The organism is Romboutsia lituseburensis (assembly GCF_024723825.1).
GTDB lineage: Bacteria > Bacillota > Clostridia > Peptostreptococcales > Peptostreptococcaceae > Romboutsia_F > Romboutsia_F lituseburensis_A.
Genome location: NZ_JANQBQ010000001.1, coordinates 957,334 through 983,982, shown reverse-complemented (window position 1 = coordinate 983,982; position 26,649 = coordinate 957,334). Strand labels below are relative to the sequence as shown.

Genomic DNA, 26,649 nt, shown 5'->3' with positions numbered 1-26,649 from the left:
TTTACCATCCTTATGTTAATTTATGGGTTTATTATATCATAAATACAAATAATTAAAAAACTAAAGTATATTAAATATAAATTCAATTATAATTTAGTTTTTTATTAATTAATTTTTTTATAAGTTTCCTTTAAAGGATTAAATTACCATAGAATTATTGTAAATTAGTACACATAATATTAGTAAAATAATGTATATTGGAGGTTTTTAAATGGAATTAAAAAACAAAAGCAAGCTGATTATATTTATTATGTGTTCATTATTACTAATTGGTACAAGTGTAAATTACTCTTATGCTAAAGAACCTATTATGGAATATAAGTATACAGTAGAAGAACAAAAAATTAAAAGAGCTCAATTTATTTGGAAATCTTGTATAAATGAGTTAAAAAATGAAAATATTTTAACTACTATAGATATAAATAATATAAACAGCTATTTAAATAAAGAAATGAGATGTGAAAAATTTGAATCGCCTTTAAAACGATATGATAGACAAAAGAGAGCTCTTAGACCAACAACTATAGAGAAGATGGTGAGTGAAAAGATAATAACCCCAGAAAAAGGTGGAAAATTAAGAGATAAGATGAGTAAGTACAATTTATCTAATTTAGAAAAATAGAAGCTTCTTATCTATTGTTTATAATTATTAATATGTATATAATTTAAAGTGCAACTAAATATTAAAATGGGGGAGAGATAGAAATGAAAAAATACAAAAGTGTTATATTTGATATAGATGGAACAATATTAGATACAGCAAAGATGAATCTAATTCCTCTTATGAAGCTTATAAAAGAAGAAAAAAACAAAGATATGGATTATGAAGATTTATTATTTGCTCTAGGCCTTCCAGGTAAAAAGACGCTAGAACAATTGGAATTTGAAAATGTAGAAAAATCATATGAAAAATGGGTAAGATATGTAAATGAATATGAAGAAGGTGCAACTTTGTACACTAATATGGATAAAGTTATAAAAGATATACACTCTAAAAATGTATTATGTGGAATTGTTAGTTCAAAAAATAAATCACAATACGAAATAGATTTTATGCCAACAGGGCTTCATGATTATATGAATGTTGTAATTTTAGAAAATGATACAAAAAATCATAAGCCACATCCAGAGCCATTAGAAAAAATTATAAAAATGATGGAAATAGATAAAGAATCTACTATCTATATAGGAGACTCAGTTGGTGATTATAAATGTGCAAAAGCATGTAACATTGATTTTGGTTTAGCATCATGGGGGGCAGTAGATGCTAAAAATATAGATGCACAAATAATTTTAGAAAAGCCAGAAGACTTATTAAAGTTTATATAAGATAATTTGTAGAAATAAGTATATTAAAACTTAATGAATTATAAGTGAAGATGTAATACAATTAATTTAAGTATACTACTCTCCTTGGTATACACAAATTAAAACCTATTTTTTATTTAAAGAGAATCTAAATATGAGCGGAATATTAAAAGCCAACTATATATTAATATATAGTTGGCTTTTAATATTTATATAAAAAATATAATAAATGGTGGTATAATAAGTAAGAGAAATAATGTTGGAGGGGAATATGAGAGAACTATTAGAAATGAATCCTATAATAGGAGCTATAAAAAATGATAAAGATATAGAAGATGTTATTAAATCAGATTGTGATATTGTGTTTTTATTAACAGGAGATATCTTAACTTTAAAGGAAAAAATAGCATACTTACATAAGAATAATAAAAAAGTATTTGTGCATGTAGACATGATATCTGGCATATCATCAAGTCCAGTGATCGTAGATTATATAAAAAAAGACTTAGATTTAGATGGAATAATAACAACAAAAACAAATATTGTTAAAAGAGCGATAGAATTAGATTTAAGAGTCGTGCAAAGGTTTTTCTTTATAGACTCAATGTCTTTGGAAAATGCAATAGATAGCTTAAAAAGGGTTAAGCCTCAAGCGATAGAAATTATGCCAGGAATAATTCCTAAAGTAATTAAAAAAATGCATAAAACTTTTCCGAGCATTCCTATTATCTGTGGAGGTTTGATAAACGAGAAAGATGAAATAATAAAGGTATTATCATCAGGTGGTATGGCGGTATCGACTACAGAAAAAAATATGTGGTAAGACCAATTTTTTAAAAAGTTTGAAAAAAGAATGTCTATTAATTAACAATTGCAAAATAATGTTGACGGGAAAAAGTTTTCATAGTACTATTTAATTAAATTAAATATTAGGCTGGAGAGAGAGAGAGCCCTTAGTTTGTTACTATAGGATAGCTCTCTCTTTTTGTCTAAAAATGAATATTAAAGGAGGAATTGGGTTGAAAAAAACATTAATGGGAGAGTGCATATCTGAATTTATAGGATCTTGGATACTTATATTTATTGGGTGTGGTTCTGTAGCTTCGCTAGTATTAAATGGAGCAAGTATTTCGCAATGGGAGATAGGCATCATATGGGGATTAGCAGTAACAATGGCAATATACATAACAGGCGCAGTATCAGGTACTCATATAAATCCAGCTGTTACAATAGCTTTGATGGTTTATAGAGATTTCCCTAAAAAGAAAGTAATACCATACATAGTTGCTCAAGTTCTAGGGTGTTTTGTAGGTGCAGCAACTGTATACTTCTTATTTAAAAACCTATTTATATCTTACGAAGCTACTAACAATATAGTAAGAGCTAGTGCAGATGGTCTTGCTACAGCAGGAGTATTCTCTACATATCCACATGCTCAAATAAGTACTTTAGGCGCTTTATTTGTAGAGATAATAATAACAATGTTTTTAGTAATGGTAATTTTAGCAGTAGGTGACGCTAAAAATGCTAACAGACCAGGCGCTAACTTAGCACCAATTATGATAGGTTTGACAATAGCTATAATAGGAGCTAGTTTTGGAGTATTAACAGGATTTGCAATGAATCCATCAAGAGACTTAGGACCTAAATTATTTGCTATGATAGCTGGATGGGGTGTAGATGCTCTAGGACCTAACATGTATTTCTGGGTGCCAATAGTTGGACCAATTATAGGTGGATTACTTGCAGGATTTGTATTTGATAAAGGTGTAAGAAAATACATGGAAGATGAAGAAGTTTCAGAAAGCGCAAAATAATATTAAGTAAGGTTAGTTGTTAAGACTTATATTATATAAGATAATTTATTTAAAATTACTGGGGGAATATAAATGGAAAAAAAATATATAATGTCTTTAGACCAAGGAACTACAAGTTCAAGAGCTATATTATTTGATAAACAAGGAAATATAGTAGCTACTTCTCAAAAAGAGTTTACTCAATTTTATCCAAATGCTGGTTGGGTAGAGCATAACCCAATGGAAATATGGGGAAGCCAAAGTGGCGTAATGAGAGAAGTTTTAGAAACTAACTCAATAAGACCAGATGAAGTTTGTGCCATAGGTATAACAAATCAAAGAGAAACAACTATAGTATGGGATAAAAATACAGGAAAGCCAGTATATAATGCTATAGTATGGCAATGTAGAAGAACATCTCAAATATGTGATGAATTAGAAGCTAAAGGATACAAAGGTTTAATAAAAGAAAAAACAGGACTTATACTAGATGCTTATTTCTCAGCAACTAAAATAAAATGGATACTTGATAACGTTGAAGGTGCTAGAGAAAAAGCTGAAAATGGAGATTTATTATTTGGAACAGTTGATACATGGTTAATATGGAATTTAACTCGTGGAAAAGTGCACGTTACTGATTATTCAAATGCAGCAAGAACAATGCTTTATAATATAAAAGAATTAAAATGGGATGATGAAATCCTTGAAATACTAAACATACCAAAGAGTATGCTACCAGAAGTTAAGCCATCAAGTTGTATATATGGATATACTGATGAAGGTATGCTATCAGGAGCACAAATTCCAATAGCAGGATGTGCAGGAGATCAGCAGGCAGCATTATTTGGGCAAACTTGTTTTGAAGAAGGTAGTGCGAAAAACACTTATGGAACAGGATGCTTTATGTTAATGAATACAGGCGAAAAAATGGTTGAGTCTAAAAATGGACTATTAACAACTATAGCTTGGGGTGTAGATGGAAAAGTTGAATACGCCTTAGAAGGAAGTATATTTATAGGTGGAGCAAGTATACAATGGTTAAGAGATGAACTTAGAGTTTTATATGATGCAAAACAAAGTGAATTTTACGCAGAAAGTGTAAAAGATACTAATGGAGTATATGTAGTACCAGCATTTGCAGGATTAGGAGCACCTTATTGGGATATGTATGCAAGAGGTGCTATAATGGGATTAACTCGTGGATCTAATAGAGCACATTTAGTTCGTGCTACTTTAGAATCTATTGCATATCAAGTTAAGGATGTACTAAATGCAATGCAAGAGGACTCAGGTCTTAAATTAAAAGGATTAAAAGTTGATGGTGGAGCAAGTGCTAACAATTTCTTAATGCAATTCCAATCTGATATATTAGATGCTAATATCAATAGACCTAAAGTTGTTGAAACAACTGCATTAGGAGCTGCATATTTGGCAGGTCTTGCAGTAGGATTCTATGATAGTAAGGAAGATATTAAAAACTCTTGGGTAATAGATAAAGAGTTTATGCCTAATATGAGTGAGGCTAAGAGAAACGTATTATATAAAGGATGGAAAAAAGCAGTTGAAAGAAGTTTAGATTGGGCAAGAGAAGATGAAGAATTTGCAAAAGAATTAGCAACTGTAGAAAATTAAGAAAAATTAGTGACATTAACTTGTAAATAGTATATAATTAAAGTATAAAAGAAAACGTTTCATTATTTCTAAAAAATAATGTTAAAATATTTATGGCTAAGAGATGAGAGAGCCTTCTATACAATGTATAGGGGCTCTCTCTGTTTTTTTGCAAAAAACTGAGGAGGGGAAAGTAATGTATGATATAGCAATAATAGGAGCTGGAATTAGTGGGAGTTCAATAGCTCGTGAATTATCTAAATACAACTTAAAAACATTAGTACTAGAAAAGGGAGTAGAAGTATGCCAAGGCACTACTAAGGCAAATAGTGCGATAGTACATGGTGGGTTTGATGCAAAAGAAGGTAGTTTAAAAGCAAAATTAAATGTAGCAGGAAATAAGCTTTATCCACAACTTTGCAAAGAATTAGATGTAGAATTTAAACGAAATGGAGCTTTAGTATTAGCATTTGATGAAGAAGATAAAAAACATATAAAAGATCTTTATGATAGAGGGCTAGTTAACAAGGCAGAAGGTCTTAAACTTTTAAATAAAGAAGAAGTAATTGAAATAGAGCCTAATGTAAATAAAAATGTAGCGGGAGCTTTACTATGTGAAAGTTCAGGGATAGTTTGCCCATTTAATTTAAATGTAGCTCTTATGGAAAATGCTATAACTAATGGAGTAGAGCTTAAGCTACAGTCAAAAGTTATAGATATAAAAAAAGAAAATGATATTTTTAATATAAAATTAGAAAATGACGAAGTTATAAAGTCTAAATACGTAATAAATGCAGCAGGAGTATACTCAGATAAAATAAATAATATGGTAGGTGGAGATGAATACTATATAATACCAAGAAAAGGTCAATACAAAGTATTAGACAAGTCAGATGGTAAAATGGTAAATCATACATTATTCCAATGTCCAACAGAAAAGGGTAAAGGAGTACTTGTGACTCAAACTGTTCATGGAAACCTATTAGTCGGTCCTAATGCTACACCAGTAGAAGACAAAGAAGATATATCAACAAGTAGAGATGGAATAAATGAAATCGTAGAAAATTCAAGAAAAAGCATTGAAAATATAGACTTTAGAAAAACCATTACATCTTTCTCTGGTCTTAGAGCAACACCTAGTACAGGAGACTTTATGATATTTGCATCTCAAAAATGCAAAAACTTTATAAATGTAGGTGGTATAGAATCACCAGGTCTTGCTTCAGCACCAGCTGTTTCTAGATATGTAGTTGAACTACTAGAACAGGAAGGATTAGATCTTGTAAAAAATCAAAAATTTAATCCTGTAAGAAAGAAAAATAAACCATTCTCTCATATGACTAAAGAAGAAAGAGATGAAGTAATAAAACAAGATGAAAATCATAAAAAAATAATTTGCAGATGTGAAACTGTAACAGAAGCAGAGATAATAGATGCAATTCATAGACCATGTGGTGCAAGAACTGTGGATGGGATAAAAAGAAGAGTTAGACCTGGAATGGGTAGATGCCAAGGCGGTTTTTGTGGACCAAAAGTAGTAGAGATAATAGCTAGAGAATTGAAGATTCCAGTAGAAGAAGTTTTAAAAGATTATGAAAAATCAAATATGGTTATAGGAAAAGTAAAAGAGTTAAGGGGTGAGTTAGTTGAAATATAATGTAGTAGTAGTTGGTGGAGGACCAGCAGGATTAGGAGCAGCGGTAGAAGCTAAAAAAAATGGAGCTAAAGATGTACTTATAATAGAAAGAGATAGAGAACTAGGTGGTATACTTAACCAATGTATTCATAATGGATTTGGACTACATGAATTTAAAGAAGAACTAACTGGTCCTGAATATGCTCAAAGATTTATAGAAATGGCTAAAAGTGAAAATATAGATTATATGTTAAATACTATGGTTCTTAATATAAGTGAAGATAAAACTATAGAAGCATTAGGAGAAGATGGTTTAATAAATATCAAAGCAGATGCAATAGTTTTAGCTATGGGGTGTAGAGAAAGAACTAGAGGTGCTATAGATATACCAGGATATAGACCAGCCGGTGTGTATAATGCTGGAGCAGCACAAAGACTTAGTAATATGGAAGGATATATGGTAGGAAAAGAAGTTGTTATATACGGATCAGGTGATATTGGTCTTATAATGGCAAGACGTATGACTTTAGAAGGTGCGAAAGTCAAAGCGGTAGTAGAAGTCAACCCTCACTCAAGTGGTTTAACTAGAAATATAGTTCAATGTTTAAATGATTTTAATATACCTTTAATGTTAAGCACAGGAATATCTAATATTCATGGAAAGCAAAGAGTAGAAGGTATAACTTTATCTAAACTTGATAGTAATAGAAACCCAATAGAAGGAACTGAAGAATTTATAAAATGTGATACAGTACTTCTTTCAGTAGGGCTTATTCCTGAAAATGAATTAAGTGTTGAAGCAGGTGTTAAATTAGATACAAGAACAAGTGGACCAATAGTTAGAAATAGTATGGAAACTAACATAGATGGAGTATTTGCTTGCGGAAATGTTGTTCATGTTCACGACTTAGTTGATTTTGTTACAAAGGAAAGTAGAATAGCAGGTAAGAATGCTGCGCTTTACTATTTAAATAAATTAGAGAATAAAGAAACTGTAAGCACAGTTGCTAACGAAGGTATAACATATATAGTTCCACAAAATATAGATACAAGTTGTGGTGAAGATGTTAACTTATTTATGAGAGTAAGATCAATTTTCAAAAACAAAAAATTAGTAGTAAGAAGTAATGATAAAGTTATTTTAGAAAAGAGACGACCTCACATGATACCATCAGAGATGGAAAATATTAAAATAGGAAAAGATTTATTTAAAGATATTACAGGGGATATAACTGTAAGTGTAGAGGAGGCGTAAAAAATGGCAAATATAACTTGTATAGTTTGTCCAATGGGATGTCCATTGGTAGTAACTAAAACAGATGATGGATATAAAGTAGAAGGAAATACTTGTAAGAGAGGGGAAAAGTATGGAGTAGAAGAATTAACTAACCCTAAACGAGTTATAACTTCAACTGTAAAACTTGAAAAATCATATTTAAACTTACTTCCTGTCAAAACACAAGATTCAATACCTAAAGATATGATGTTTGAAATAATGGAAGTGCTAGATACTATAAAAGTAAGCGCACCAATAAATGTAGGCGATGTTATAGTAGAAAATATATTAAATACAGGCATTAATATAGTAAGTGCAAAAACTGTTGAAGAAGTAAGTGCATAAAAAGTAAGTAAAAAACTGTTAATTGGAATTAACTAATTCTAATTAACCGTTTTTTTTAGTAACTCATAAATAACTCTTTACATAAAATTAATATATATATATTAAAATAGGAGCGTTATATGAGAACTGTTGCAACGTTTATAATATGTTTAATAATTTTTTTAATAATAATTGATATATTTGCAGTATTATTTAGATTAACAGGTCTGAGTAGAGAAAAAGCTAGGTTTCAAGTAATATCACTTCTTACAAGTACAGGATATACAACAAGGGAAAGCGAATTAATAACTCAGCACCCAGTAAGAAGAAAATTAGCTAGTGCTTTAATGGTAGTAAGTTATGTAAGTACTTTAACATTTATATCATTTTTAGTTAATATGCTATCAAATAGTTTAATTAATATAAAATCATTATCGGCAATAATATTATTTGTGATATGTGCAGTATTTTTTTTTAAAAGCCCTATATTAGATGTATTAGAAGATTTAATAGAGCATTTAATAGAGAAATCTTATCTATGGAAAAAATCAAATCCTAAGTATTTAAATTTTATTACAAAGCATAGAGGATATTCTATATGCGAAGTATATTTAGAAGAAAGCTGCGACTTAATAGGAAAGAGTATAAAAGAAAGTAAGCTAAGCAGTATAGAAATTAAAGTTTTAAGTATTGACAAGGGATATGAAATTATAAACTTTCCTAAAACTTACTATATATTTCAAGAAAATGATAAGCTTATGGTATATGGAAATACAAAAAACATAAAAAATAAATTTTATTAAAAAAGCATTGTAAATAAATTATATAATTTATTTACAATGCTTTTTTATATTAAGTTAAAAATAAAAGAGATAATATAATTATTAAAAAAGGTAATATAAAGATTAACTTACCTTTAGTTGTTCCTACATTAACTGTCCAACCAACTCCAAATCTTTTACTTACAAATATCGAAGGGTCATTAGGATTATTATAAAGACATCCAAAGATCCATAAGGAATCTTCATCATCTATTGAATAAACAGCATCTTTTGCCTTGGCAGGTGACTTGTAGTATAAATAAGTCAAATAAATAGATGATAATATAATTATAATAGTTGAAGATAACATAATAGGAGTATTTACATTTCCACCTTTTAAAGTAGCTATTAAAATATTTATAAATAAGGCTTGACAGCTTATATTTAAAGCTAAGAATGTATACCCAAAACTTTTTAAATAATGTAGATGAAGTTTTTTACTATTATCGACACTAGTAGTAGATAGCTTAGCTCTAGATTTTAGAGAATATATTGAAGAAATATATATAACAATATTAAGTCCAATCATCATAACAACTTGAGCTAAGATTAAGCCAAATGATTTATCAGCAAAAGCATCAGGGGCTCCACTTATACCCCAGTGAGTTGGAATAGTGTTTGGGATTGAGTTATATTGTGTTAACATATAAATTCCAACTAAAACGACTGCAATAATAGGTATAGCTAAAACTATTGAAAATTTATTTATTATTATGTTTTTTTCAGTTATAAATTTTGTATCTAAAATAACTTTTGTTTTTTCTAATTCTACTTTAGGATCATTTAAAGCTAACTCAGACTTTAAATTTTTTACTTTATTGTGTATATGAACATATACTACAAATTGATATAAACAAAAACCTAGCATTGGAATAATAGAAGAAGATACATAAGCATTAAATCCATAAATTAAAGCTAGCGTTATTATACTAAACAAGATAAATCCTATAGTAATAAGTGATTTAAATCTTTTATCTAAATTTTTAAATTCTGGTTTACCAAAATAATCACTATTTAAACTAATTCCGTAAAATTGTCTTTTTCCACTTAGAGCTTGAGTAAAATAAATTAAAACATAAAGCAATAAAAGTGTTGGAATATTAATTAATAAAGCTATTGTACTATTCATAATCTTTCACCTCATAATCATTAAATAATTTACTTGCATAATCTAAAAATTCTTCGCGAGATAGTCCTAAAAGATAACTTTGAGCAACTAATAAATCAAGCATAGACTTTATCTTGTTTTCATTTATATCATCTTTAGGTAAAGGCAGAGAATTAACAATAGCTCCTTTTCTTCTGTCTATATTTATATAACCTTCTTCTTTAAGTAAGTTATAAGATTTATTAACCGTATGAAGGTTAACACCTATTTCTTCAGCCATATTTCTAACAGACGGTAAAGATTCATTTATTTTTAAGTCACCGCTTGCAATAGATTTTATGATTTGTTCTCTAATTTGTGTATATATTGGAACATCACTATTAAAATCTAAATTTAAAATCATTTTTTACACCTCCACATTTAAGTTAATGTTTGTTAAAACTATTTGTTATATATATTATATAACAAATCTATGAAATGTTACAACTAAAATTAAAAAAATATGAAATTTTATAAATTAATATTAAAAAGTCATATAAAAATAATTAGTTTAAAATGAAATTAAAATGGTAAATATATATAATTGAACTTTGATAAACTATGATATAATAATTAGTCTAAAATATATAAATGATAGAGTATAAGCTAAATGTTTAAAAATAAATATTTAAGGAGAAAAATATGTTTTGGTTTTCAGATAACAAAAGCAAAAAAGAGAAGGTTGATAAATATGAAGAATTAGAAAAGCTAGTTTGGAGTTTTTTTATGGATGAGATACCTAGATTAGGATTTGAACAAAGAGAAGGTCAAGAAGATATGGCACTTGATATTTGTTATTCTATAAAAGAAAAAAAGCATACTATAGTAGAAGCGGGAGTTGGTATAGGAAAATCTTATGCATATATAGTGCCATTAATGTATTATAATATGTTATTCAACAAACCTGTTTTAATAGCAACTTCAACAATAGCACTTCAAGAGCAGTTAATAAAGGATGTAAAAAAAATTTGTTCATATATAAAGCATAGACCAGAAATAATATTAGCTAAAGGTATGACTCATTTCGCCTGCAGAAAAAGAGCAGATGAATATTATAAAGATAAAGATGACGTAAATGAAGACGAAGAAACACTTTATAAGTACATAGAAAATGGAACAGTAGATAGACGATTTATAAACTTAGATATAAATGATGATATTTGGGAAAATGTATCTATAAAAGCAACTGATCATAGTAAATGTGAGTATTTTAAAACTTGCAGATTTATGAGGCTTAGAAATGATATGCTAGAAACTAAAGGGGTTATTCTTTGCAATCAAGATTTATTAACAGTTCATTTTCAAAAATTAAAAAAAGGCCAAAAAGGACTTTTAAGTGACAATATAGACTTAATAGTTATAGATGAAGCTCATAATTTAGAAGATAAAGTAAGAAGTTCTTTAGTAGAGAGCTACACTAAAAATAGTATAAAAAACTTATTAAAAGATTCTAGAAACAGTATAAAGAAAAATAGTATAAAAAATAATTTATCTTTAACTATAAAAAAAGTATATGATTTTTTAGACAAATGGTTTGTAGAGTTAAATAATCAAATACAAAGTCAGATAAATGAAGATAAAAACTTTAAAACTAATGAAATTGAAAGATTTTTCATAAATACAAAAAATCATAAAGAATTAATTATTAACATTGATAAAAATATTAAAGATATCCATGAAAAAGTACAATTTTATAGTGACAGTAACTTAAGTGAGGATATTGTTGAGGAATTAGAAAATTTAACAGTTTTTTTAGAGAACTTAATAGATGATAAATCAAATAATTTATTCTGGATGGAAAAAAATAAAGGAATAGAAATTTTTTCTTGCCCTAAAGACATAGATAAAGAAATAAGCAGACTTTATTTTGACAAAACGAAAACAACTATATTAACATCAGCAACTATAGCGGATAAAAATAAAGGAAATGAAGAAGAAAAATATGAGTATTTTATAAAAAATACAGGGTTTGATACAAAAGAAGGATTTTTATCTCCTCAAAAGTATTCACCATTTAACTATAATGAAAACTCAATGATTTATTATTTAGAAAATATGCCTCATCCTACTTATGAAAGAAGTGATTTTATAAAAAAGGGAGCTCAAGAGATAATAAAATTATTAGAAATAACAAAAGGTAAAGCCTTAATATTATTTACTTCAAAAAATGATTTAAAAGAAGTATATAATATATTAAGCAAACAAAATTTAAAATATAAATTACTTGTACAACGTATGTCATCATCACAAGATGAGATATTAGAAGAGTTTAAAAAAGATGAAGACTCTGTATTGTTAGCAACAGGAACTTTTTGGGAAGGTATTGATATACCAGGAAAAGCTCTTTCAAATCTTATAGTGTTTAGGCTTCCGTTTCCAGTACCAGACCCAATAATTGAGTATAAAAGAAACACTTGCGATGATTTTTTAATGGAAGTTAGTGTTCCTTATATGATAGTGAAACTCAGACAAGGTGTAGGTAGATTAATAAGAAAACATGATGACATGGGGATTGTAGCAATTCTTGATTCTAGAATAGGAGACTCATCAAATAGTAAGTACAAAGATATTGTATTTGATTCTCTTCCAATAAAAAACAGAAGTAATGATATTGAAATGGTAAGAAGTTTTTGGAATAAAAAATGTAGACTATAAAAGATTAAATAAAGACAGTAAGAATATTGTTTTATATTCTTACTGTCTTTATTTTGTATACAATATAAAGATATGAAATGTTATAATATGAGTATCAACTTTTGTTTTAATCTATAAAATACATAAAGTAAAAAGGAGATATTTATATGAAACAACTTAAATTATTAACAGAAATTCATGCATTTGATAGCTTTAAAGAATTTGTATATGAATTTAAAATTGGAAAAGATGACTTATTGTTAACTAGAAGTTCTATATATAATGAATTTATAAAAGATTTAAATTTAGAATGTAATATTGTTCTTCAAAATAAATATGGAAATGGAGAACCTAGTGATGAAATGATAAATGAAATAATAAAAGATATACAATACATAAATTATAAAAGAGTAATAGCTATTGGTGGGGGAACTGTAATTGATATATCAAAATTACTTATATTTAAAGACACAAAAGATTGTTTAGATTTATTTGAAAGAAAAGTAGAACTTATAAAAGAAAAAGAGCTTATAGTTATACCTACAACTTGTGGAACAGGAAGTGAAGTTACAAATATATCTATAGCAGAGATTAAATCGAAAAATACTAAGTTAGGATTAGCATCAGATGAATTAACACCTGACTATGCAGTTCTTATACCAGAATTAATGAAAAACCTACCATTTAAAGTATTTATGTCAAGTTCAGTGGATGCATTAATACATGCAATAGAATCTTTTGTTTCTCCAAAATCAAATGAATTTAGTGAATTATTTGCCATCAAAGCCATTGAAATTATAATAAAAGGTTATAAAGAAATAATAAAAAATGGAATTGAATATAGAAAAAGTTTATTAAAAGAATTTTCAATAGCTAGTAACTATGCAGGAATAGCATTTGGAAATACAGGAGTTGGAGCTGTACATGCAATGTCTTATCCGTTAGGTGGAGTTTACCATGTTCCTCATGGAGAAGCTAATTATCATATGTTTACAGAAGTATTTAAAGTGTATAATATAAAAAATCCAAATGGCAAAATAAAAGAAGTAAATAAGCTATTAGCTAATATTTTAGAAATAGATAATGAAAAAGATATTTATTTTGAAATAGAAGTTTTACTAAATAATTTATTGAATAAAAAGCCTTTAAGAGAGCTTGGAATGAAAAAAGAAGATATAAGTGAATTTGCAAATAGTGTAATTAGTACTCAACAAAGACTATTAGCAAACAATTATGTAGAAATAACAGAAGAGGAAATGATACAAATATATACAAATCTATATTAATAATTATTAGAAAATCAAATATAAATAAGGAGATATCTTAAATTATAGGTATTCTCCTTTTTTATTATTAAGGGAATTATGATGCTTGATAGTATATGGATAAGTACTGTAATTGTATATTAAACGAAACAAATTCTTTAGTGAATAAATAGTATTAAGTTAATGATATATTCTAAAAATTTATGTATACTTACTATAAGTAATAATATTATATATATATGAAAAAGTACAATTACAAATAAAGGGGAAAATTCTATGAATATAATAGAAACTAAAAAATTAACAAAAAATTATGGTAAAAATAGAGGAATACAAGACGTAAATATTTCAGTTAAAGAAGGTGAAATATTTGGATTCATTGGACCTAATGGAGCTGGTAAATCAACAACTATAAAGACACTATTAAATTTTATATATCCAACTAGCGGAAGTAGCAAAATACTAGGAATGGACATTGTTAAAGATAGTTCAAAAATAAAAGAACATATAGGGTATGTTGCAAGCGAAGTAAGATATTACGATGATGTAAAGGTTAAAGATATTATAAAATATTCAAAAAGCTTTTATCCTAAAATAGATCAGGAGTATGTTAACAAAATTTGCAATGAATTAGAATTAGATATGAATAAAAAAATGGGAGAGCTAAGTCTTGGAAATAAAAAGAAAGTATCGATAGCTCAAGCATTAATTCATAGTCCTAAATTATTAATATTAGATGAACCTACTAATGGTCTAGACCCTTTAATGCAGAATAAACTTTTTAATATTTTATTAAAAGAGAAAGAAAAAGGCAATACTGTATTTTTATCTTCGCATAATTTAACAGAAGTCCAAAATTTGTGTGACAGGGCATGTGTTATAAAAGAGGGGAAAATTATAGATATAATAGAAATTGAAAAAGAAACTTCTAAACTTAGCTTAAAGGTAACATTAACTAGTAGCGATATACCTAAAGAAATAGTCTTAGATTTAAGTAGTAAATTATTAAGCGATAAAGAAAATTCATATACATTTACATACTCAAAAGATATAGATACTCTTATAAAAGAAATAAGTAAGTTTAAAATTGATGAACTATTAATAGAAAAAGAAAATCTTGAAGATACTTTTTTAGACTATTACAAAAATAAGGAGATAGAGTAATGAATATATTTAGATTTGAGTTTAAAAGATTATTAAAGTCAGGTATAGTATGGTCTTTAATTTGTGGATTTTTAATAGTATTGTTTATGGCATTATTTCCAAGTATGGAAGATATGGGAATGAAAGAAATTGTTAATTCAAAGATGCAGGGGATGTCAGTTGATTTACTTAAGGCGTTTAATATTGATGCAGCTGTTGATTTTACAAATATATTTGATTATTTAGGATATGCAATTCAATATATAGCAATGGCAAGTGCTATATATGGTTCAATACTGGGAGTGAATTCTCTTATAAGAGAAGAAAGTCAAGGAACTATTGAATTTTTATATTCAAAACCAATAACTAGAACAAAAATAGTTACATCAAAATTATTATCAATAGTTTCAATATTCTTTATGTATATTATGATTATAGGTATACTTGCAATGGGAACTTGTTATATTGTAAAACCTGAGGATGTTACAGTTATGGATTTAATTATTAAAATTAAATCTGTATTTATAGGAATTACACTTCTTGGATTTGTATTTATGTCATTAGGATTATTAATATCGTCAATTATAAAATCTGATAAGGGTGCGATTCCTATATCTATTGGAATATTTTTCGTTTCATACTTTATGGGAATAATAGGTAAGTTAAAGGAAAGTTTTGAATGGCTAAAGTATATTTCACCTTTTGATTACTTTGTACCAAGCAATATTATGAAAAATGGATTTGAGATTAAATATATTATAATTAGTTTATGTATAATAGTTATTTGCGTAATTAGTAGTTATGCAATATATAAAAATAAAGATATGAATATATAAAAATAAAGATATGAATATATAAAAGGAGGAAAAAATATGAAAGACGGTCATATACATTCACCTTACTGCCCTCATGGTAGCAAGGATGATTTCGAAGAATATGTAAAAAATGCTATAGATAAGGGATTAACGGAAATTACATTTACAGAACACTTACCACTTCCTAAAAAATTTGAAGATCCATCGCCTAAAAAAGATAGTGCTATGGATGAAAGTTTGTTAATGAATTACTTTAATGATGTAAAAAGAATTAAAGATAAATACAAAGATAAAATAAAAATAAATGTTGGAGTAGAGGTAGATTTTATAGAAGGCTATGAAGAAGAAATAAAGTCTAAATTAGATAAATATAGTAAATACATAGAAGACTCTATTTTATCTTGTCATATGTTAAAAATAGAAGATGAATATTATTGCATTGATTCTAGTATAGATGATTTTGAGAAAATAATTAAAAAGTTAGGCTCATTAGAGAATGTTTATAATAAATATTATGAAACTTTAAAACTTGCTGTAAATAGCAATTTAGGTGAACATAAACCTAAAAGATTAGGACATTTAAATCTGGTAAGAAAGTATAATCAGATTTTTTCATATGATTATACAGGAAATAAAACATTAGAAGAGGTTATTAAATTAGTTAAAGAAAAAGACTATGAATTAGATTTTAATATATCAGGGATAAGAAAACAGTATTGCAAAGAACCATACATACATGGATACCTTTTAGAATTAGTAAAACAATACAAAATACCTACTGTATTAGGATCAGACTCACATGATTCTAGTACAATAATAGGAAAACAGTATAAAAACATTTAAATAATATAATATATAGATATAAAATTATATATATGGTACTATATAAAAATATTAAAATCAACTTAAGGAGCGATTTAGCTTATGGAATGTAGACCAAATTGTGGAGCTTGCTGTATAGCACCATCTATAACATCTAACATACCTAAAATGGAAAATGGAAAACCTGCTGGTGTTAGATGTATACAGTTAGATGAAAATAATATGTGCAAAATATTTAAAGATCCTAAACGACCAAAGGTGTGTGGAGAATTAAAACCTTGTAAAGAAATGTGTGGATCAAATCAAGAAGAAGCTTTAAAATATTTAAGCGAATTAGAAGAAGCAACTAGTCCTAGAAATTAAAAAGAAATTACCCTTAGATAAAAGTTTATCTAAGGGTTTTATATTTTTCTAAAAAATTATTTATCTTTATTAATCATAGTACTAGATATATCAACTATAAATTCATTATAGTGAGGAAGAGATCTAAAGAGAATTTTAAATTCGATTAATTGCTTTTCTATGTCATCTAATATAATTTTTTGAGCGCTTGTAGGATAGTCTTGAATATCATTTAATTTAACTTTTAGTTTCTTTACATAAACATCTATTTCATTTAAGATTTGCTCACTTTTTATACATTGATTTTGAAATTTTACACTTTGTTTATAAAGTAAATTTGCATTACATAATAAAATTTCATTTTGAGTTATTGTATTTTTTAATTCTTCTAACTCTTTAGGATTAGGAGGTGATTGTTGATTTGTTAGACTACTTTGTTCTTGAGGTAATTGAACTTTTTTTTTATCATCTGATTTTGTTAAATAATTAATGACATCTTCAATATCTATATCATCTTTTTTTAGCTTTACTTTGAAATAATATGCAAATCCTGAAACTAAAACAGTTATAGCGGAACTTACTGCTCGAATAAGCTTTGTTTGTAAATCAGAAGATAAACCAATTTTAGAATTTTTACTGTCTAGATTTTCGTCTTGAGATGCTAAATCAAGTGTAACTTCATGCAATAATTTTAATTGAGATTCATTGTATTTTAAAATTTGTTTTTCTAAGTCCTCAGATATTACATAATTTGATTCATATTTTAGAAAAGCAGAGCTTAAGTCTTGAAACTCCTCCATAGTATATTTAAGTTGAGATTTTTCTGTTTCACTAATATATCCATTAGAACTAAATTCATCAATTTGTTTATACACATTATTTAAAGTTTTATCAAAATCATTTTTATATGGTTCTTTTTTTGTTAAAATATAAAGTTTTTGAAACTGAGAAGCCTTAACTACATCACCTCTAAATTCATCTAATATCAATATTTTTTTTCTGAGCAAATTACTTTCTTCAATATATTCAGATACTTTTTGATGGTTGATGTATACATACACATTAACTATTATCAACATAGATATGATGGAAGAAATTCCAATAAAAACTTTTTTTTCATGATTGCCACCTTAAGATGTTTTATTAGCATTATATGATTACTATACCTACTATGTACTAATATAGAAAATAAATATTTTTATCTAAATAAATATTTAAAAGTATATGATACAATCTTACTATATACACGATAGGAAAAGGAGAATATATGAATAAACTAGAGAATAATATAACAGTTATTGATAAAGCGTCTTATGATGGTGTAGAGTTTGAAGTTGTTGCATACAACGACTTACAAGGAGCGCAAAGTATTGATACAGCAATGGGATTGTTTTTTGCTAACCAAGCTGGACTTAAAATGAAGCAGGTAAGAATTAAATTAAATAATGCTACAGTAAAAACAGAGGCGGGTGCACTATATTATTATAAAGGTAGTATAAAGTCAAAAGCTAATGTTGGTGGAGTAGGTGGACTATTTAAAAAAGCAGTATCTGGGACTATAACAAATGAAAGTACTATAAAGCCTTCGTATAGTGGAAGTGGAGAAATACTTTTAGAACCTTCATACAAACATTATATAATGATGGAACTAGATAATGATAGCATAATAGTAGACAAAGGTATGTTTTATTGCTGCTCAGATGATATAAATATAAAAGGGAGTATGCAAAAAAATATCTCAGCAACTTTATTAGGTGGAGAAGGGATATTTCAAATAGAACTTTATGGAAGTGGTATAATTGTTTTAGAATGTAATGTTCCTAAAGAAGAGTTAGTAGAAATTGATATAAAACAGGGTGAAGAATTAAAAGTTGATGGAAATTTTGCAATAGCAAGAACTAAAGGTGTAGAATTTAGTGTAACTAAATCAGATAAGAGCCTATTTGGTTCAGCTATAAATGGAGAAGGATTATTGAATACATTTAGTGGTCAAGGAAAAGTATGGATAGCTCCTACTCAGCCAATGTACGAAAGAATGAATTATGGTCTTCCAACTCAAAATAATTCTATGAATAATCATTCATCTCGTCAAAGGGGATAAAAGTTAGCGTAGAGGAGTTAATTAAAAAGTGTTGATTTTAATGGCACCATTGACTTTGTAATCTTTTTATAGGGGTTGTACATGCAGCTCCTATTTTAATGCTAAGAAACTATAAAATATTAATCAATTATATGAGCAATGAGATATGAGTTTGCCAATCATACATTGGGTATGTAAAGAGTAGCAATTAAGTAATGTATTAAGTTAAGTTAATTTTTTATAGTTTAATTTTGTATATAAACTTAATAATAATTTTCAATTATGATATAATAATTAACTAGACTAAAGTAAAATTCAAAAATGAATCACTTAAAGTTTATTTAAATTTTAAACTTAAACTTAAATTAGTAAGAAACAAGGGAGGAATCCACTAATGAGTATAGATAGAAATAAATTAACTCCAATGATGAAACAATACTTTGAAGTAAAAGACAGATATCCAGACTGTATATTATTTTTCAGGCTAGGTGACTTTTATGAAATGTTTTTTGAAGATGCAATAGTGGCATCAAAAACACTTGAAATAGCATTAACAGGCAAATCTTGCGGTCTAGATGAACGTGCTCCTATGTGTGGTGTACCTTTTCATTCAGCAAATGCATATATATCTAAATTGGTTGAAAGTGGATACAAAGTTGCAATAGGAGAGCAGATGGAAGACCCGTCAACTACTAAAGGATTAGTAAAAAGAGATGTAATAAGAGTAGTAACTCCAGGAACAGTACTTGAAGGAAGTTTACTTGAAAATAAAAAGAATAACTACTTAATGAGTTTATATAAAGAAAATGAAAATATAGGATTAACTTATGTAGATATAAGTACAGGTGAAGTAAATGCAACGTACTTAAAAGAAGATAAATTAATAGAAGAAATTGCAAAGGTTCATCCAACAGAAATAATTCTTAATGATTTAAACTATATAGAAAAGCTTAATAATATAGCAACATTAAGTAATATTTATATAAATGAAAATTTTAGTGAAAATTATCTTGATATAAATATTTTAAATGAATATTTCCCAGACAATTACTTAGATAAACTAAAATTTGATGAAAATGGATTTATAAAAAATAGTCTATCAATTCTTTTAAATTATATATATAATACTCAAAAACAAGTAACCTCAAATATTAATCAAATAAATATATATAATAGTAGTGAATATATGGTACTAGATATGTTTACTAGAGTTAACCTAGAACTTACTCAAACTATTAGAGGAAATAAGAAAAAAGGTTCATTACTACATGTTTTAGATAAGACGTCGACAGCTATGGGTGGAAGACTTCTTAGAAAATACGTAGAAGAGCCATTAGTTAATAAAGACAAAATAGAAAGAAGACTTAATGTTATAGAAGAAATAAAAGACGATTTTATGCTTAGAGAAGATTTATTAGAAACTTTAAAAAGCGTATATGATATAGAAAGAATCTGTGGAAAAATAGCTTTTGAAAAAGTAACACCTAAAGAAATGATTCATTTAAAAAACTCTATAGAAAAGCTTCCAAATCTTAAAGAAACTATAAATTCGTCAAGTGCTAATATCCTTAAAATGTATATAGAAGAAATGGACAATCTGGATGATATTTATAGCTTAATAGAAGAAGCTATAAAAGAGGAACCAGGTATAGCTATAAAAGAAGGTAATATAATAAAGTCTGAATTTAATGATGAATTAAGAGAACTTAGAGATATATCTAAAAATGGAGCATTTTTAATTAAGGAAATTGAAAATAGAGAAAGAGAAAAAACAGGAGTTAAATCTTTAAAAATAGGATTTAACAAAGTATTTGGGTATTATATAGAAATAACAAAAGCAAATTTATCAACTGCTAAAATTGATGAAAGTTATATAAGAAAGCAAACTTTAAGTAATGCAGAAAGATATATAACTCCAGAACTTAAAGAGATAGAAGATAAAATACTTAATGCAGAAGAAAAAATAAAAAGTTTAGAATATGAGATATTTGTAAATATAAGAAATACTATATATGAAAATATAGATAGAATACAAAAAACTGCAAAAATTATAGCAAATATTGACGTATGTGTATCTTTAGCAACAGTTGCATATATGAATAATTATGTAAAACCTAATATAAATGAAGGTAATAAATTAGACATACAAAATGGTCGACATCCAGTTGTTGAAAGTTTAGTAGGAGAAGAAAACTTTGTTCCAAATGATACTTACTTAAATTCTGGAGAAAATATAATAAATATAATAACAGGACCGAATATGGCAGGTAAATCTACTTATATGAGACAAACTGCAATTATAGCATTAATGGCGCATATTGGTTCATTCGTACCCGCAGATTATGCAGATATTCCGATACTGGATAGAATATTTACTAGAGTTGGAGCAAGTGATGATTTAAGTCAAGGTCAATCTACATTTATGGTCGAGATGAGTGAAGTAAGTCATATATTAAAAAATGCTACAGACAAGAGTTTAGTTATACTTGATGAAATAGGTAGAGGAACGAGTACCTATGATGGAATAAGCTTAGCTTGGTCTATAGTTGAATATATACAAGGAAAAATAAAGTGTAAAACTTTATTTGCTACTCACTATCATGAACTTACAGATTTAGAAAATGAATTTGATGATGTTAAAAATTATTCAATAGCCGTTAAAGAAGATAGTGATAATATAATTTTCTTAAGAAAAATAATTCCACAAGGTGCGGATAAGAGTTACGGTATATATGTTGCAAAACTAGCAAAACTACCAGATGAAGTTATAAGTAGGTCAAGAGAAATATTAAATGATTTAGAAAAAAATCATGTTTATGAAAGTGTATCTATAAACCAAGAAATTAAAAGTCAGGATCATATATCACAAATAAACTTTGTGGATGTGGATATAGATAATAAAGCAAAAGAATTAGAGAGAGAACTTGATAAAATAAGAAAAGATAAGATTAGCTTAGAAAATCAATTAGAAAATATAAAAAAGGAATCTTCTAAATGTAAAGAAATAGTTGAAGAATATAATGATTTAAAATATCAATATGAATCATTAAATAAAAACTATAAAGAAATAAAAGTAAATAATAAATTATTAAGTGACGAAAATTTAAAATTAAAAGAAAATATAAATAGTGCTCAAGTAGTAAAGGAATCAGCTATAACTCAAATATCTTTTGAAACTATAGAAAATGATAGTTTAGCAGATGATATAGCTAATTTAGATATATTAAATATGACACCGCTTGATGCTATGAATGCACTTTACATGTTACAAAAGAAAGCAAAAACTCATTAACATTAATATTTACAACGTTATAACTTCTCGTGAACTAAACTAAATCAGTTGTTTAAAAAGCTAGATTTACAAAAAATTTAAATTGGTGGAGAAGTAATTTATAAGGAGGGAGGTTTTTTATGCATAGAATTAATATCCTAGATGATTTGACTATAAATAAAATAGCTGCTGGGGAGGTTGTTGAAAGACCTTCCTCTGTAGTTAAAGAATTAGTTGAAAACTGTGTCGATGCAGGTAGTACTAAAATTATTATTGAAATTGTAGATGGTGGTAAAAAGCTTATTAGAATAACAGATAATGGATGTGGTATACCATCTAGTGAAGTTGACAAGTCATTTTTAAGACATGCTACAAGTAAAATAAATAAAATAGATGATTTATATGACCTATATTCTTTAGGATTTAGAGGAGAAGCATTGGCATCTATATCAGCTATCAGCAAATTAGAGATGATTACTAAAACGAAAGATGAACCAATAGGAACTAAAGTTATAGTAGAAGGCGGAAAAGTAATTTTCAAAGAACCAATAGGTGCCACAAATGGGACTAATATACTAATAAAAGATATGTTTTACAATACACCTGTTAGACAAAAATTCTTAAAATCAACACATGCTGAGACTATAAATATAAGTGATTTAATAAATAAATTAGCTATAGGAAATCCTAATATTCAATTTAAATATATAAACAATAATAAACCAATGCTAAATACTCCAGGAGATAATAAGCTTACAAGTGTTATTAGAAGTATTTATGGAAAAGATGTATGTGAGAATTTAATAAAAGTAGAACATGAATGTAAATATTTTAATGTGAAAGGATATATAGGCAATAATAACGTATATAGAGCTAATAAAAATTTACAACATGTTTATATAAATAAAAGATTTGTTAAAAGTAAGGTAATACTAGATGCTTTATCAGAAGCATATAAAGCTATAATACCTATTAATAAACATGCAGTATGCTTTTTAAGTATAGAAATAGATCCATCAAGTATTGATGTTAATATACATCCAACTAAGTTAGAAATAAAATTTGAAAATGAAAAAGAACTTTATATAGAACTTAGAGATTTTTTAAAAAGAGCATTATTAAATACTAATTTAATAGGAAAATATCAAACATTTGATAAGCCTATTAAAGAGAACATAAAACTAGAAGAATCTAAAAAAGATTCAATAGAAAATAAAAGCGAAGTAAAAGTAAAAAATGGTTTTGAATATATACCTTATAAAGCGGATTTAGATCATACTAAAGACGTAGATGTTATTGATGTTGATACTAATTCAATAGACTCATTTATATCTGTCAATGATTTATTAACTAGTGATAAGTCTGATAAAAAAATAAATACGCTAGAAGAGTATATAATAGAACATGAGAAAGAAGAAATAGCTAAAGAAAGTGAAGAAAAACTTAAAGACTATACTAATATGGATGAAAGTATATATTCAAAAAATATTTATGAGGAATATTTAGATAGAATTGATAGAAGTAGAGAACTACAAAAAAGAATAGAAAAAAGTATAGTTAAAGATCTAGATAGTGGTTATTTAATGGATAAAGATGTACCTTTAAATTTAAATCAATATAAAAATGAAAACCACAGTGAAAATAATATTAATATAGACATAGAAGAAGACACTCAGGAACAGTTTTTTAAAGATGAAAATACAGAAAATAATAAGTTTACATTATCTGGTTATAATGTAATTGGAACAATATTTGATACTTATATAATTTTATCTAAAGGGAGTTCAATGTATTTATTAGATCAACATGCTGCTCACGAAAGAGTATTGTATGAAAGATATATGGAGAAGTTTTATAAAAACGAAATAAACATGCAAATGTTACTTGATCCAATAGTACTAGAGTTATCAACAGTGGATATGCTACATGTAGAAAAAAACTTAGATTTATTTATGAAATTTGGTTTTGAAATTGAAATCTTTGGTAATAATCATATAATGATAAGATGTGTACCAACTGTATTTGGAGTTCCTGAAAGTGAGAAATTTATACTACAAATAATAGATAATATAGAGGAAATAACAAATAACTATGAGTTAAAAGGAGAACGATTTGCATCTATGGCATGTAGATCAGCGATTAAGGCTAATGATAAAATAAATAATCTAGAGATAAATAGTTTATTTAAGCAAATGGAAGAATGTACAAATCCTTTTACATGTCCTCATGGAAGACCTGTTATAGTAGAAATTTCTAAAACTGAAATAGAAAAAATGTTTAAAAGAATTATGTAGAATGGGAAGATGACTATGAAAAAAATACCACTTATAATACTTACAGGACCAACAGCTGTTGGAAAAACAGATTTATCAATAAACTTAGCAAAATCTTTAGATGCTGAAATAATATCAGCAGATTCTATGCAAATATATGAGTATATGGATATAGGTAGTGCGAAGGTAACTAAAGAAGAGATGAACGGAATTACTCATTATTTGATAGATGAAGTAAAACCAGATTATACATTTTCTGTTTCTGAATTTCAAAATAGATCGAATAAATACATAAAAGAAATTCATGAAAAAGGTAAAAATGTCTTAGTAACTGGAGGAACGGGACTTTATCTAAATTCGTTGATATATAATATGGATTTTGCTAAGTCTAATGCGAATAATGAGTTAAGAGAACAATTAAGGTTAGAACTTGAACAAAATGGAATTGAATATATGCATGAAAAATTAAGAAGCTTAGATAGTGAAAGTGCAGATAGAATTCATAAAAATAACACAAAAAGAGTTATAAGAGCTTTAGAGGTTTGCTTAAGCGGAGAGAAAATGAATGATTTCTCTAATGATTTAAAATTTAATGAAAAATATAATCCGATTATAATTGTTTTAAATAGAGAAAGAGAACATTTATATGAAAGAATAAATAAAAGAGTAGATATAATGATAGAGGGTGGTCTAATAGATGAAGTTAAAAACCTTTTAAATATGGGCTATACTAAGGATTTAATATCTATGCAAGGAATAGGATATAAAGAAATAATAAAATACTTAGATGGTGAATATATTTTAGATGAAGCCATAGAAATAATAAAAAGAGACTCAAGAAGATATGCAAAACGTCAATTAACTTGGTTTAGAAGATATGAAAATGTAAAATGGTTTAATTTAGACGAATATAAAGATAAAAAAGTTTTAGAAAAAGATATCAATAATTATATTGAAAAAATGCTTTAATTTATATATTATATAATAGAGGAATAGTATAAAATTACCAATAATATATATTAATCTTTAAATTTAATTAAGATCTCGGGAGGATATATGCAAATGAAAAACTCAGTATTAAATTTACAGGACTTATTTTTAAATAATGCTAGAAAAGAAAGAATACCTGTAACTATATATTTAATGAATGGTGTACAAGTAAAAGGACTTGTTAAGGGGTTTGATAGTTATATAATATTATTAGAAGGAGATAATAGACAACAAAACATGATATATAAACATGCTGTGTCTACTATACTTCCAGGGAAATATATAAGTTTCCAAAATCCTAATCAACAAAAATAATAATATAATAATAATATAAATTAAAAAAGCTCTACAAAGGTATATAACTTTGTAGAGCTTTTAACATTTACTTTTTAATAAATTTAAAGCTGAAGGCATTAAACAAGATATATCTAATTCTATCATATAATTTAAAAAAACATTTCCAAATAAAGAATCTATATTTTTCTTACAATCAAATATTGGAGATAAAAATATACAGTCAGGACTTGCTAAACCTAATATATCATTATTAATTTCTAAATATGCGTTATTTGATAAATTTCTTGGATTTGGAATTAATATATTTGAAAGTATAATTGCGTTTATGTTGTCCTCCCCACACCCTATTGCTTCAAAATAAATTTTTTGGCAATCATTTATATAAGCAATTCCTTCAATTTCAATTTCAACCTTAAAACTTACATTTAAATTTTCGATAATATTAAACGTTATTTTGTTACATTCATCATTAGTTGTACTTAGCATTTTATTATCTATACATATGGTATCTTTTATAGAATTTTTGCAACAATTAATATTATGACCATTTATTAAAATTTTTTTATCAATATTACATATTTCATATTTAAAATTAGTTTTAACAATTTCTAACTTTGTATTAGAAGGTAAAGGACACTGACTAAAGACTTGAAAATTCATAGGAATATTAGAACTTAATTTAGTTGTAGCCTTAGATCTATCATATATCCTATTAACTAATACTGGACAGAAAAAATCATTTTTTTTTAATTTAGAATACATAAAATTCCCTCCCATTAAATATATATTATATTATGT

At 26.6% G+C, this 26,649-nt stretch carries 24 protein-coding genes; 20 read left to right on the top strand and 4 right to left on the bottom strand.

What is annotated here, in order from left to right; translation table 11 throughout:
- Positions 1-211: 211 nt before the first annotated feature.
- The 9 genes from NWE74_RS04900 (at position 212) to NWE74_RS04860 (ending at position 8,754) form a co-directional block, all read left to right on the top strand.
- Positions 212-622: a hypothetical protein gene (locus NWE74_RS04900; RefSeq protein ID WP_258242113.1), complete on the top strand. Its 411-nt coding sequence runs from the start codon at positions 212-214 to the stop codon at positions 620-622.
- Between the two features lie 83 nt (positions 623-705).
- Positions 706-1,329: an HAD family hydrolase gene (locus tag NWE74_RS04895; protein ID WP_258242112.1), complete on the top strand. Its 624-nt coding sequence runs from the start codon at positions 706-708 to the stop codon at positions 1,327-1,329.
- A 250-nt stretch (positions 1,330-1,579) separates the two neighbouring features.
- Positions 1,580-2,131, top strand: coding sequence for a glycerol-3-phosphate responsive antiterminator (locus NWE74_RS04890; RefSeq protein WP_258242111.1), 552 nt, complete (start codon positions 1,580-1,582; stop codon positions 2,129-2,131).
- 196 nt (positions 2,132-2,327) lie between these two features.
- The gene (locus NWE74_RS04885; RefSeq protein WP_258242110.1) at positions 2,328-3,125 is read left to right on the top strand and encodes an MIP/aquaporin family protein; all 798 of its coding nucleotides are present in this window, start codon (positions 2,328-2,330) and stop codon (positions 3,123-3,125) included.
- 72 nt (positions 3,126-3,197) lie between these two features.
- Positions 3,198-4,736, top strand: coding sequence for a glycerol kinase GlpK (gene glpK, locus NWE74_RS04880; RefSeq protein WP_258242109.1), 1,539 nt, complete (start codon positions 3,198-3,200; stop codon positions 4,734-4,736).
- A 175-nt stretch (positions 4,737-4,911) separates the two neighbouring features.
- Positions 4,912-6,372 (top strand): NAD(P)/FAD-dependent oxidoreductase, encoded by a 1,461-nt coding sequence (locus tag NWE74_RS04875; protein ID WP_258242108.1) that lies wholly within the window; start codon positions 4,912-4,914, stop codon positions 6,370-6,372.
- Positions 6,362-7,606, top strand: coding sequence for an NAD(P)/FAD-dependent oxidoreductase (locus NWE74_RS04870; protein WP_258242107.1), 1,245 nt, complete (start codon positions 6,362-6,364; stop codon positions 7,604-7,606). The genes NWE74_RS04875 and NWE74_RS04870 overlap by 11 nt, the downstream gene beginning before the upstream one ends.
- 3 nt (positions 7,607-7,609) lie before the next feature.
- A complete protein-coding gene (locus NWE74_RS04865; RefSeq protein WP_258242106.1) occupies positions 7,610-7,972 on the top strand; it encodes a DUF1667 domain-containing protein in 363 nt (120 codons plus the stop codon).
- Positions 7,973-8,091: 119 nt separating this feature from the next.
- A complete protein-coding gene (locus NWE74_RS04860) occupies positions 8,092-8,754 on the top strand; it encodes a TrkA C-terminal domain-containing protein (protein ID WP_258242105.1) in 663 nt (220 codons plus the stop codon).
- A gap of 49 nt (positions 8,755-8,803) precedes the next feature.
- On the opposite strand, the gene NWE74_RS04855 is transcribed toward NWE74_RS04860, so the two are convergent.
- Positions 8,804-9,901, bottom strand: a complete 1,098-nt coding sequence (locus NWE74_RS04855) for a DUF5808 domain-containing protein (RefSeq protein WP_258242104.1) — start codon at positions 9,899-9,901, stop codon at positions 8,804-8,806.
- A complete protein-coding gene (locus NWE74_RS04850) occupies positions 9,894-10,283 on the bottom strand; it encodes a GntR family transcriptional regulator (RefSeq protein ID WP_092724732.1) in 390 nt (129 codons plus the stop codon). Before NWE74_RS04850 ends, NWE74_RS04855 begins: the two co-directional genes overlap by 8 nt.
- A gap of 278 nt (positions 10,284-10,561) precedes the next feature.
- Here NWE74_RS04850 and NWE74_RS04845 point away from each other — a divergent pair, with 278 nt between their 5' ends.
- The 6 genes from NWE74_RS04845 to NWE74_RS04820 all read left to right on the top strand — a co-directional run bounded on the left by NWE74_RS04845 (position 10,562) and on the right by NWE74_RS04820 (position 16,961).
- Positions 10,562-12,574, top strand: a complete 2,013-nt coding sequence (locus tag NWE74_RS04845) for an ATP-dependent DNA helicase (RefSeq protein ID WP_258242103.1) — start codon at positions 10,562-10,564, stop codon at positions 12,572-12,574.
- A gap of 146 nt (positions 12,575-12,720) precedes the next feature.
- Positions 12,721-13,839: a 4-hydroxybutyrate dehydrogenase gene (locus tag NWE74_RS04840; RefSeq protein ID WP_258242102.1), complete on the top strand. Its 1,119-nt coding sequence runs from the start codon at positions 12,721-12,723 to the stop codon at positions 13,837-13,839.
- Positions 13,840-14,094: 255 nt separating this feature from the next.
- Positions 14,095-14,982, top strand: coding sequence for an ABC transporter ATP-binding protein (locus tag NWE74_RS04835; protein ID WP_258242101.1), 888 nt, complete (start codon positions 14,095-14,097; stop codon positions 14,980-14,982).
- Entirely contained in the window at positions 14,982-15,797 is an 816-nt protein-coding gene (locus NWE74_RS04830) for an ABC transporter permease (protein WP_258242100.1), read from the top strand. The genes NWE74_RS04835 and NWE74_RS04830 overlap by 1 nt, the downstream gene beginning before the upstream one ends.
- A gap of 36 nt (positions 15,798-15,833) precedes the next feature.
- Positions 15,834-16,619: a histidinol-phosphatase HisJ gene (gene hisJ / locus NWE74_RS04825; protein ID WP_258242099.1), complete on the top strand. Its 786-nt coding sequence runs from the start codon at positions 15,834-15,836 to the stop codon at positions 16,617-16,619.
- Positions 16,620-16,700: 81 nt separating this feature from the next.
- Positions 16,701-16,961 carry a YkgJ family cysteine cluster protein gene (locus tag NWE74_RS04820; protein ID WP_258242098.1) on the top strand — a complete coding sequence of 87 codons (261 nt, stop codon included), beginning with the start codon at positions 16,701-16,703 and terminating at the stop codon, positions 16,959-16,961.
- A gap of 56 nt (positions 16,962-17,017) precedes the next feature.
- Here NWE74_RS04820 and NWE74_RS04815 read toward each other — a convergent pair whose 3' ends face one another.
- Positions 17,018-17,947: a hypothetical protein gene (locus tag NWE74_RS04815; protein ID WP_258242097.1), complete on the bottom strand. Its 930-nt coding sequence runs from the start codon at positions 17,945-17,947 to the stop codon at positions 17,018-17,020.
- Positions 17,948-18,207: 260 nt separating this feature from the next.
- Between NWE74_RS04815 and NWE74_RS04810 the strand changes: the two genes are divergently transcribed.
- From NWE74_RS04810 to hfq, 5 genes are all read left to right on the top strand, one after another.
- Positions 18,208-19,041, top strand: coding sequence for an AIM24 family protein (locus NWE74_RS04810; RefSeq protein ID WP_258242096.1), 834 nt, complete (start codon positions 18,208-18,210; stop codon positions 19,039-19,041).
- Between the two features lie 373 nt (positions 19,042-19,414).
- Entirely contained in the window at positions 19,415-22,312 is a 2,898-nt protein-coding gene (gene mutS, locus NWE74_RS04805; RefSeq protein ID WP_258242095.1) for a DNA mismatch repair protein MutS, read from the top strand.
- A 119-nt stretch (positions 22,313-22,431) separates the two neighbouring features.
- Positions 22,432-24,585: a DNA mismatch repair endonuclease MutL gene (gene mutL / locus NWE74_RS04800; protein ID WP_258242094.1), complete on the top strand. Its 2,154-nt coding sequence runs from the start codon at positions 22,432-22,434 to the stop codon at positions 24,583-24,585.
- A gap of 15 nt (positions 24,586-24,600) precedes the next feature.
- Complete coding sequence (gene miaA / locus NWE74_RS04795) at positions 24,601-25,533, top strand: tRNA (adenosine(37)-N6)-dimethylallyltransferase MiaA (RefSeq protein ID WP_258242093.1); 933 nt, start codon at positions 24,601-24,603, stop codon at positions 25,531-25,533.
- A 93-nt stretch (positions 25,534-25,626) separates the two neighbouring features.
- Complete coding sequence (gene hfq / locus NWE74_RS04790; RefSeq protein WP_258242092.1) at positions 25,627-25,869, top strand: RNA chaperone Hfq; 243 nt, start codon at positions 25,627-25,629, stop codon at positions 25,867-25,869.
- Positions 25,870-25,929: 60 nt separating this feature from the next.
- Here hfq and NWE74_RS04785 read toward each other — a convergent pair whose 3' ends face one another.
- Positions 25,930-26,613, bottom strand: coding sequence for a hypothetical protein (locus NWE74_RS04785; protein WP_258242091.1), 684 nt, complete (start codon positions 26,611-26,613; stop codon positions 25,930-25,932).
- Positions 26,614-26,649: the final 36 nt, after the last annotated feature.

Coding starts and splice junctions, on each gene's coding strand:
- hfq (WP_258242092.1), top strand. CDS start 25,627: ATGAAAAACTCAGTATTAAATTTACAGGACTTATTTTTAAATAATGCT.
- NWE74_RS04840 (WP_258242102.1), top strand. CDS start 12,721: ATGAAACAACTTAAATTATTAACAGAAATTCATGCATTTGATAGCTTT.
- NWE74_RS04875 (WP_258242108.1), top strand. CDS start 4,912: ATGTATGATATAGCAATAATAGGAGCTGGAATTAGTGGGAGTTCAATA.
- NWE74_RS04835 (WP_258242101.1), top strand. CDS start 14,095: ATGAATATAATAGAAACTAAAAAATTAACAAAAAATTATGGTAAAAAT.
- NWE74_RS04850 (WP_092724732.1), bottom strand. CDS start 10,283: ATGATTTTAAATTTAGATTTTAATAGTGATGTTCCAATATATACACAA.
- NWE74_RS04830 (WP_258242100.1), top strand. CDS start 14,982: ATGAATATATTTAGATTTGAGTTTAAAAGATTATTAAAGTCAGGTATA.
- NWE74_RS04810 (WP_258242096.1), top strand. CDS start 18,208: ATGAATAAACTAGAGAATAATATAACAGTTATTGATAAAGCGTCTTAT.
- NWE74_RS04895 (WP_258242112.1), top strand. CDS start 706: ATGAAAAAATACAAAAGTGTTATATTTGATATAGATGGAACAATATTA.
- NWE74_RS04860 (WP_258242105.1), top strand. CDS start 8,092: ATGAGAACTGTTGCAACGTTTATAATATGTTTAATAATTTTTTTAATA.
- NWE74_RS04900 (WP_258242113.1), top strand. CDS start 212: ATGGAATTAAAAAACAAAAGCAAGCTGATTATATTTATTATGTGTTCA.
- NWE74_RS04785 (WP_258242091.1), bottom strand. CDS start 26,613: ATGTATTCTAAATTAAAAAAAAATGATTTTTTCTGTCCAGTATTAGTT.
- glpK (WP_258242109.1), top strand. CDS start 3,198: ATGGAAAAAAAATATATAATGTCTTTAGACCAAGGAACTACAAGTTCA.
- mutS (WP_258242095.1), top strand. CDS start 19,415: ATGAGTATAGATAGAAATAAATTAACTCCAATGATGAAACAATACTTT.
- NWE74_RS04890 (WP_258242111.1), top strand. CDS start 1,580: ATGAGAGAACTATTAGAAATGAATCCTATAATAGGAGCTATAAAAAAT.
- NWE74_RS04855 (WP_258242104.1), bottom strand. CDS start 9,901: ATGAATAGTACAATAGCTTTATTAATTAATATTCCAACACTTTTATTG.
- miaA (WP_258242093.1), top strand. CDS start 24,601: ATGAAAAAAATACCACTTATAATACTTACAGGACCAACAGCTGTTGGA.
- NWE74_RS04820 (WP_258242098.1), top strand. CDS start 16,701: ATGGAATGTAGACCAAATTGTGGAGCTTGCTGTATAGCACCATCTATA.
- NWE74_RS04865 (WP_258242106.1), top strand. CDS start 7,610: ATGGCAAATATAACTTGTATAGTTTGTCCAATGGGATGTCCATTGGTA.
- mutL (WP_258242094.1), top strand. CDS start 22,432: ATGCATAGAATTAATATCCTAGATGATTTGACTATAAATAAAATAGCT.
- NWE74_RS04845 (WP_258242103.1), top strand. CDS start 10,562: ATGTTTTGGTTTTCAGATAACAAAAGCAAAAAAGAGAAGGTTGATAAA.
- hisJ (WP_258242099.1), top strand. CDS start 15,834: ATGAAAGACGGTCATATACATTCACCTTACTGCCCTCATGGTAGCAAG.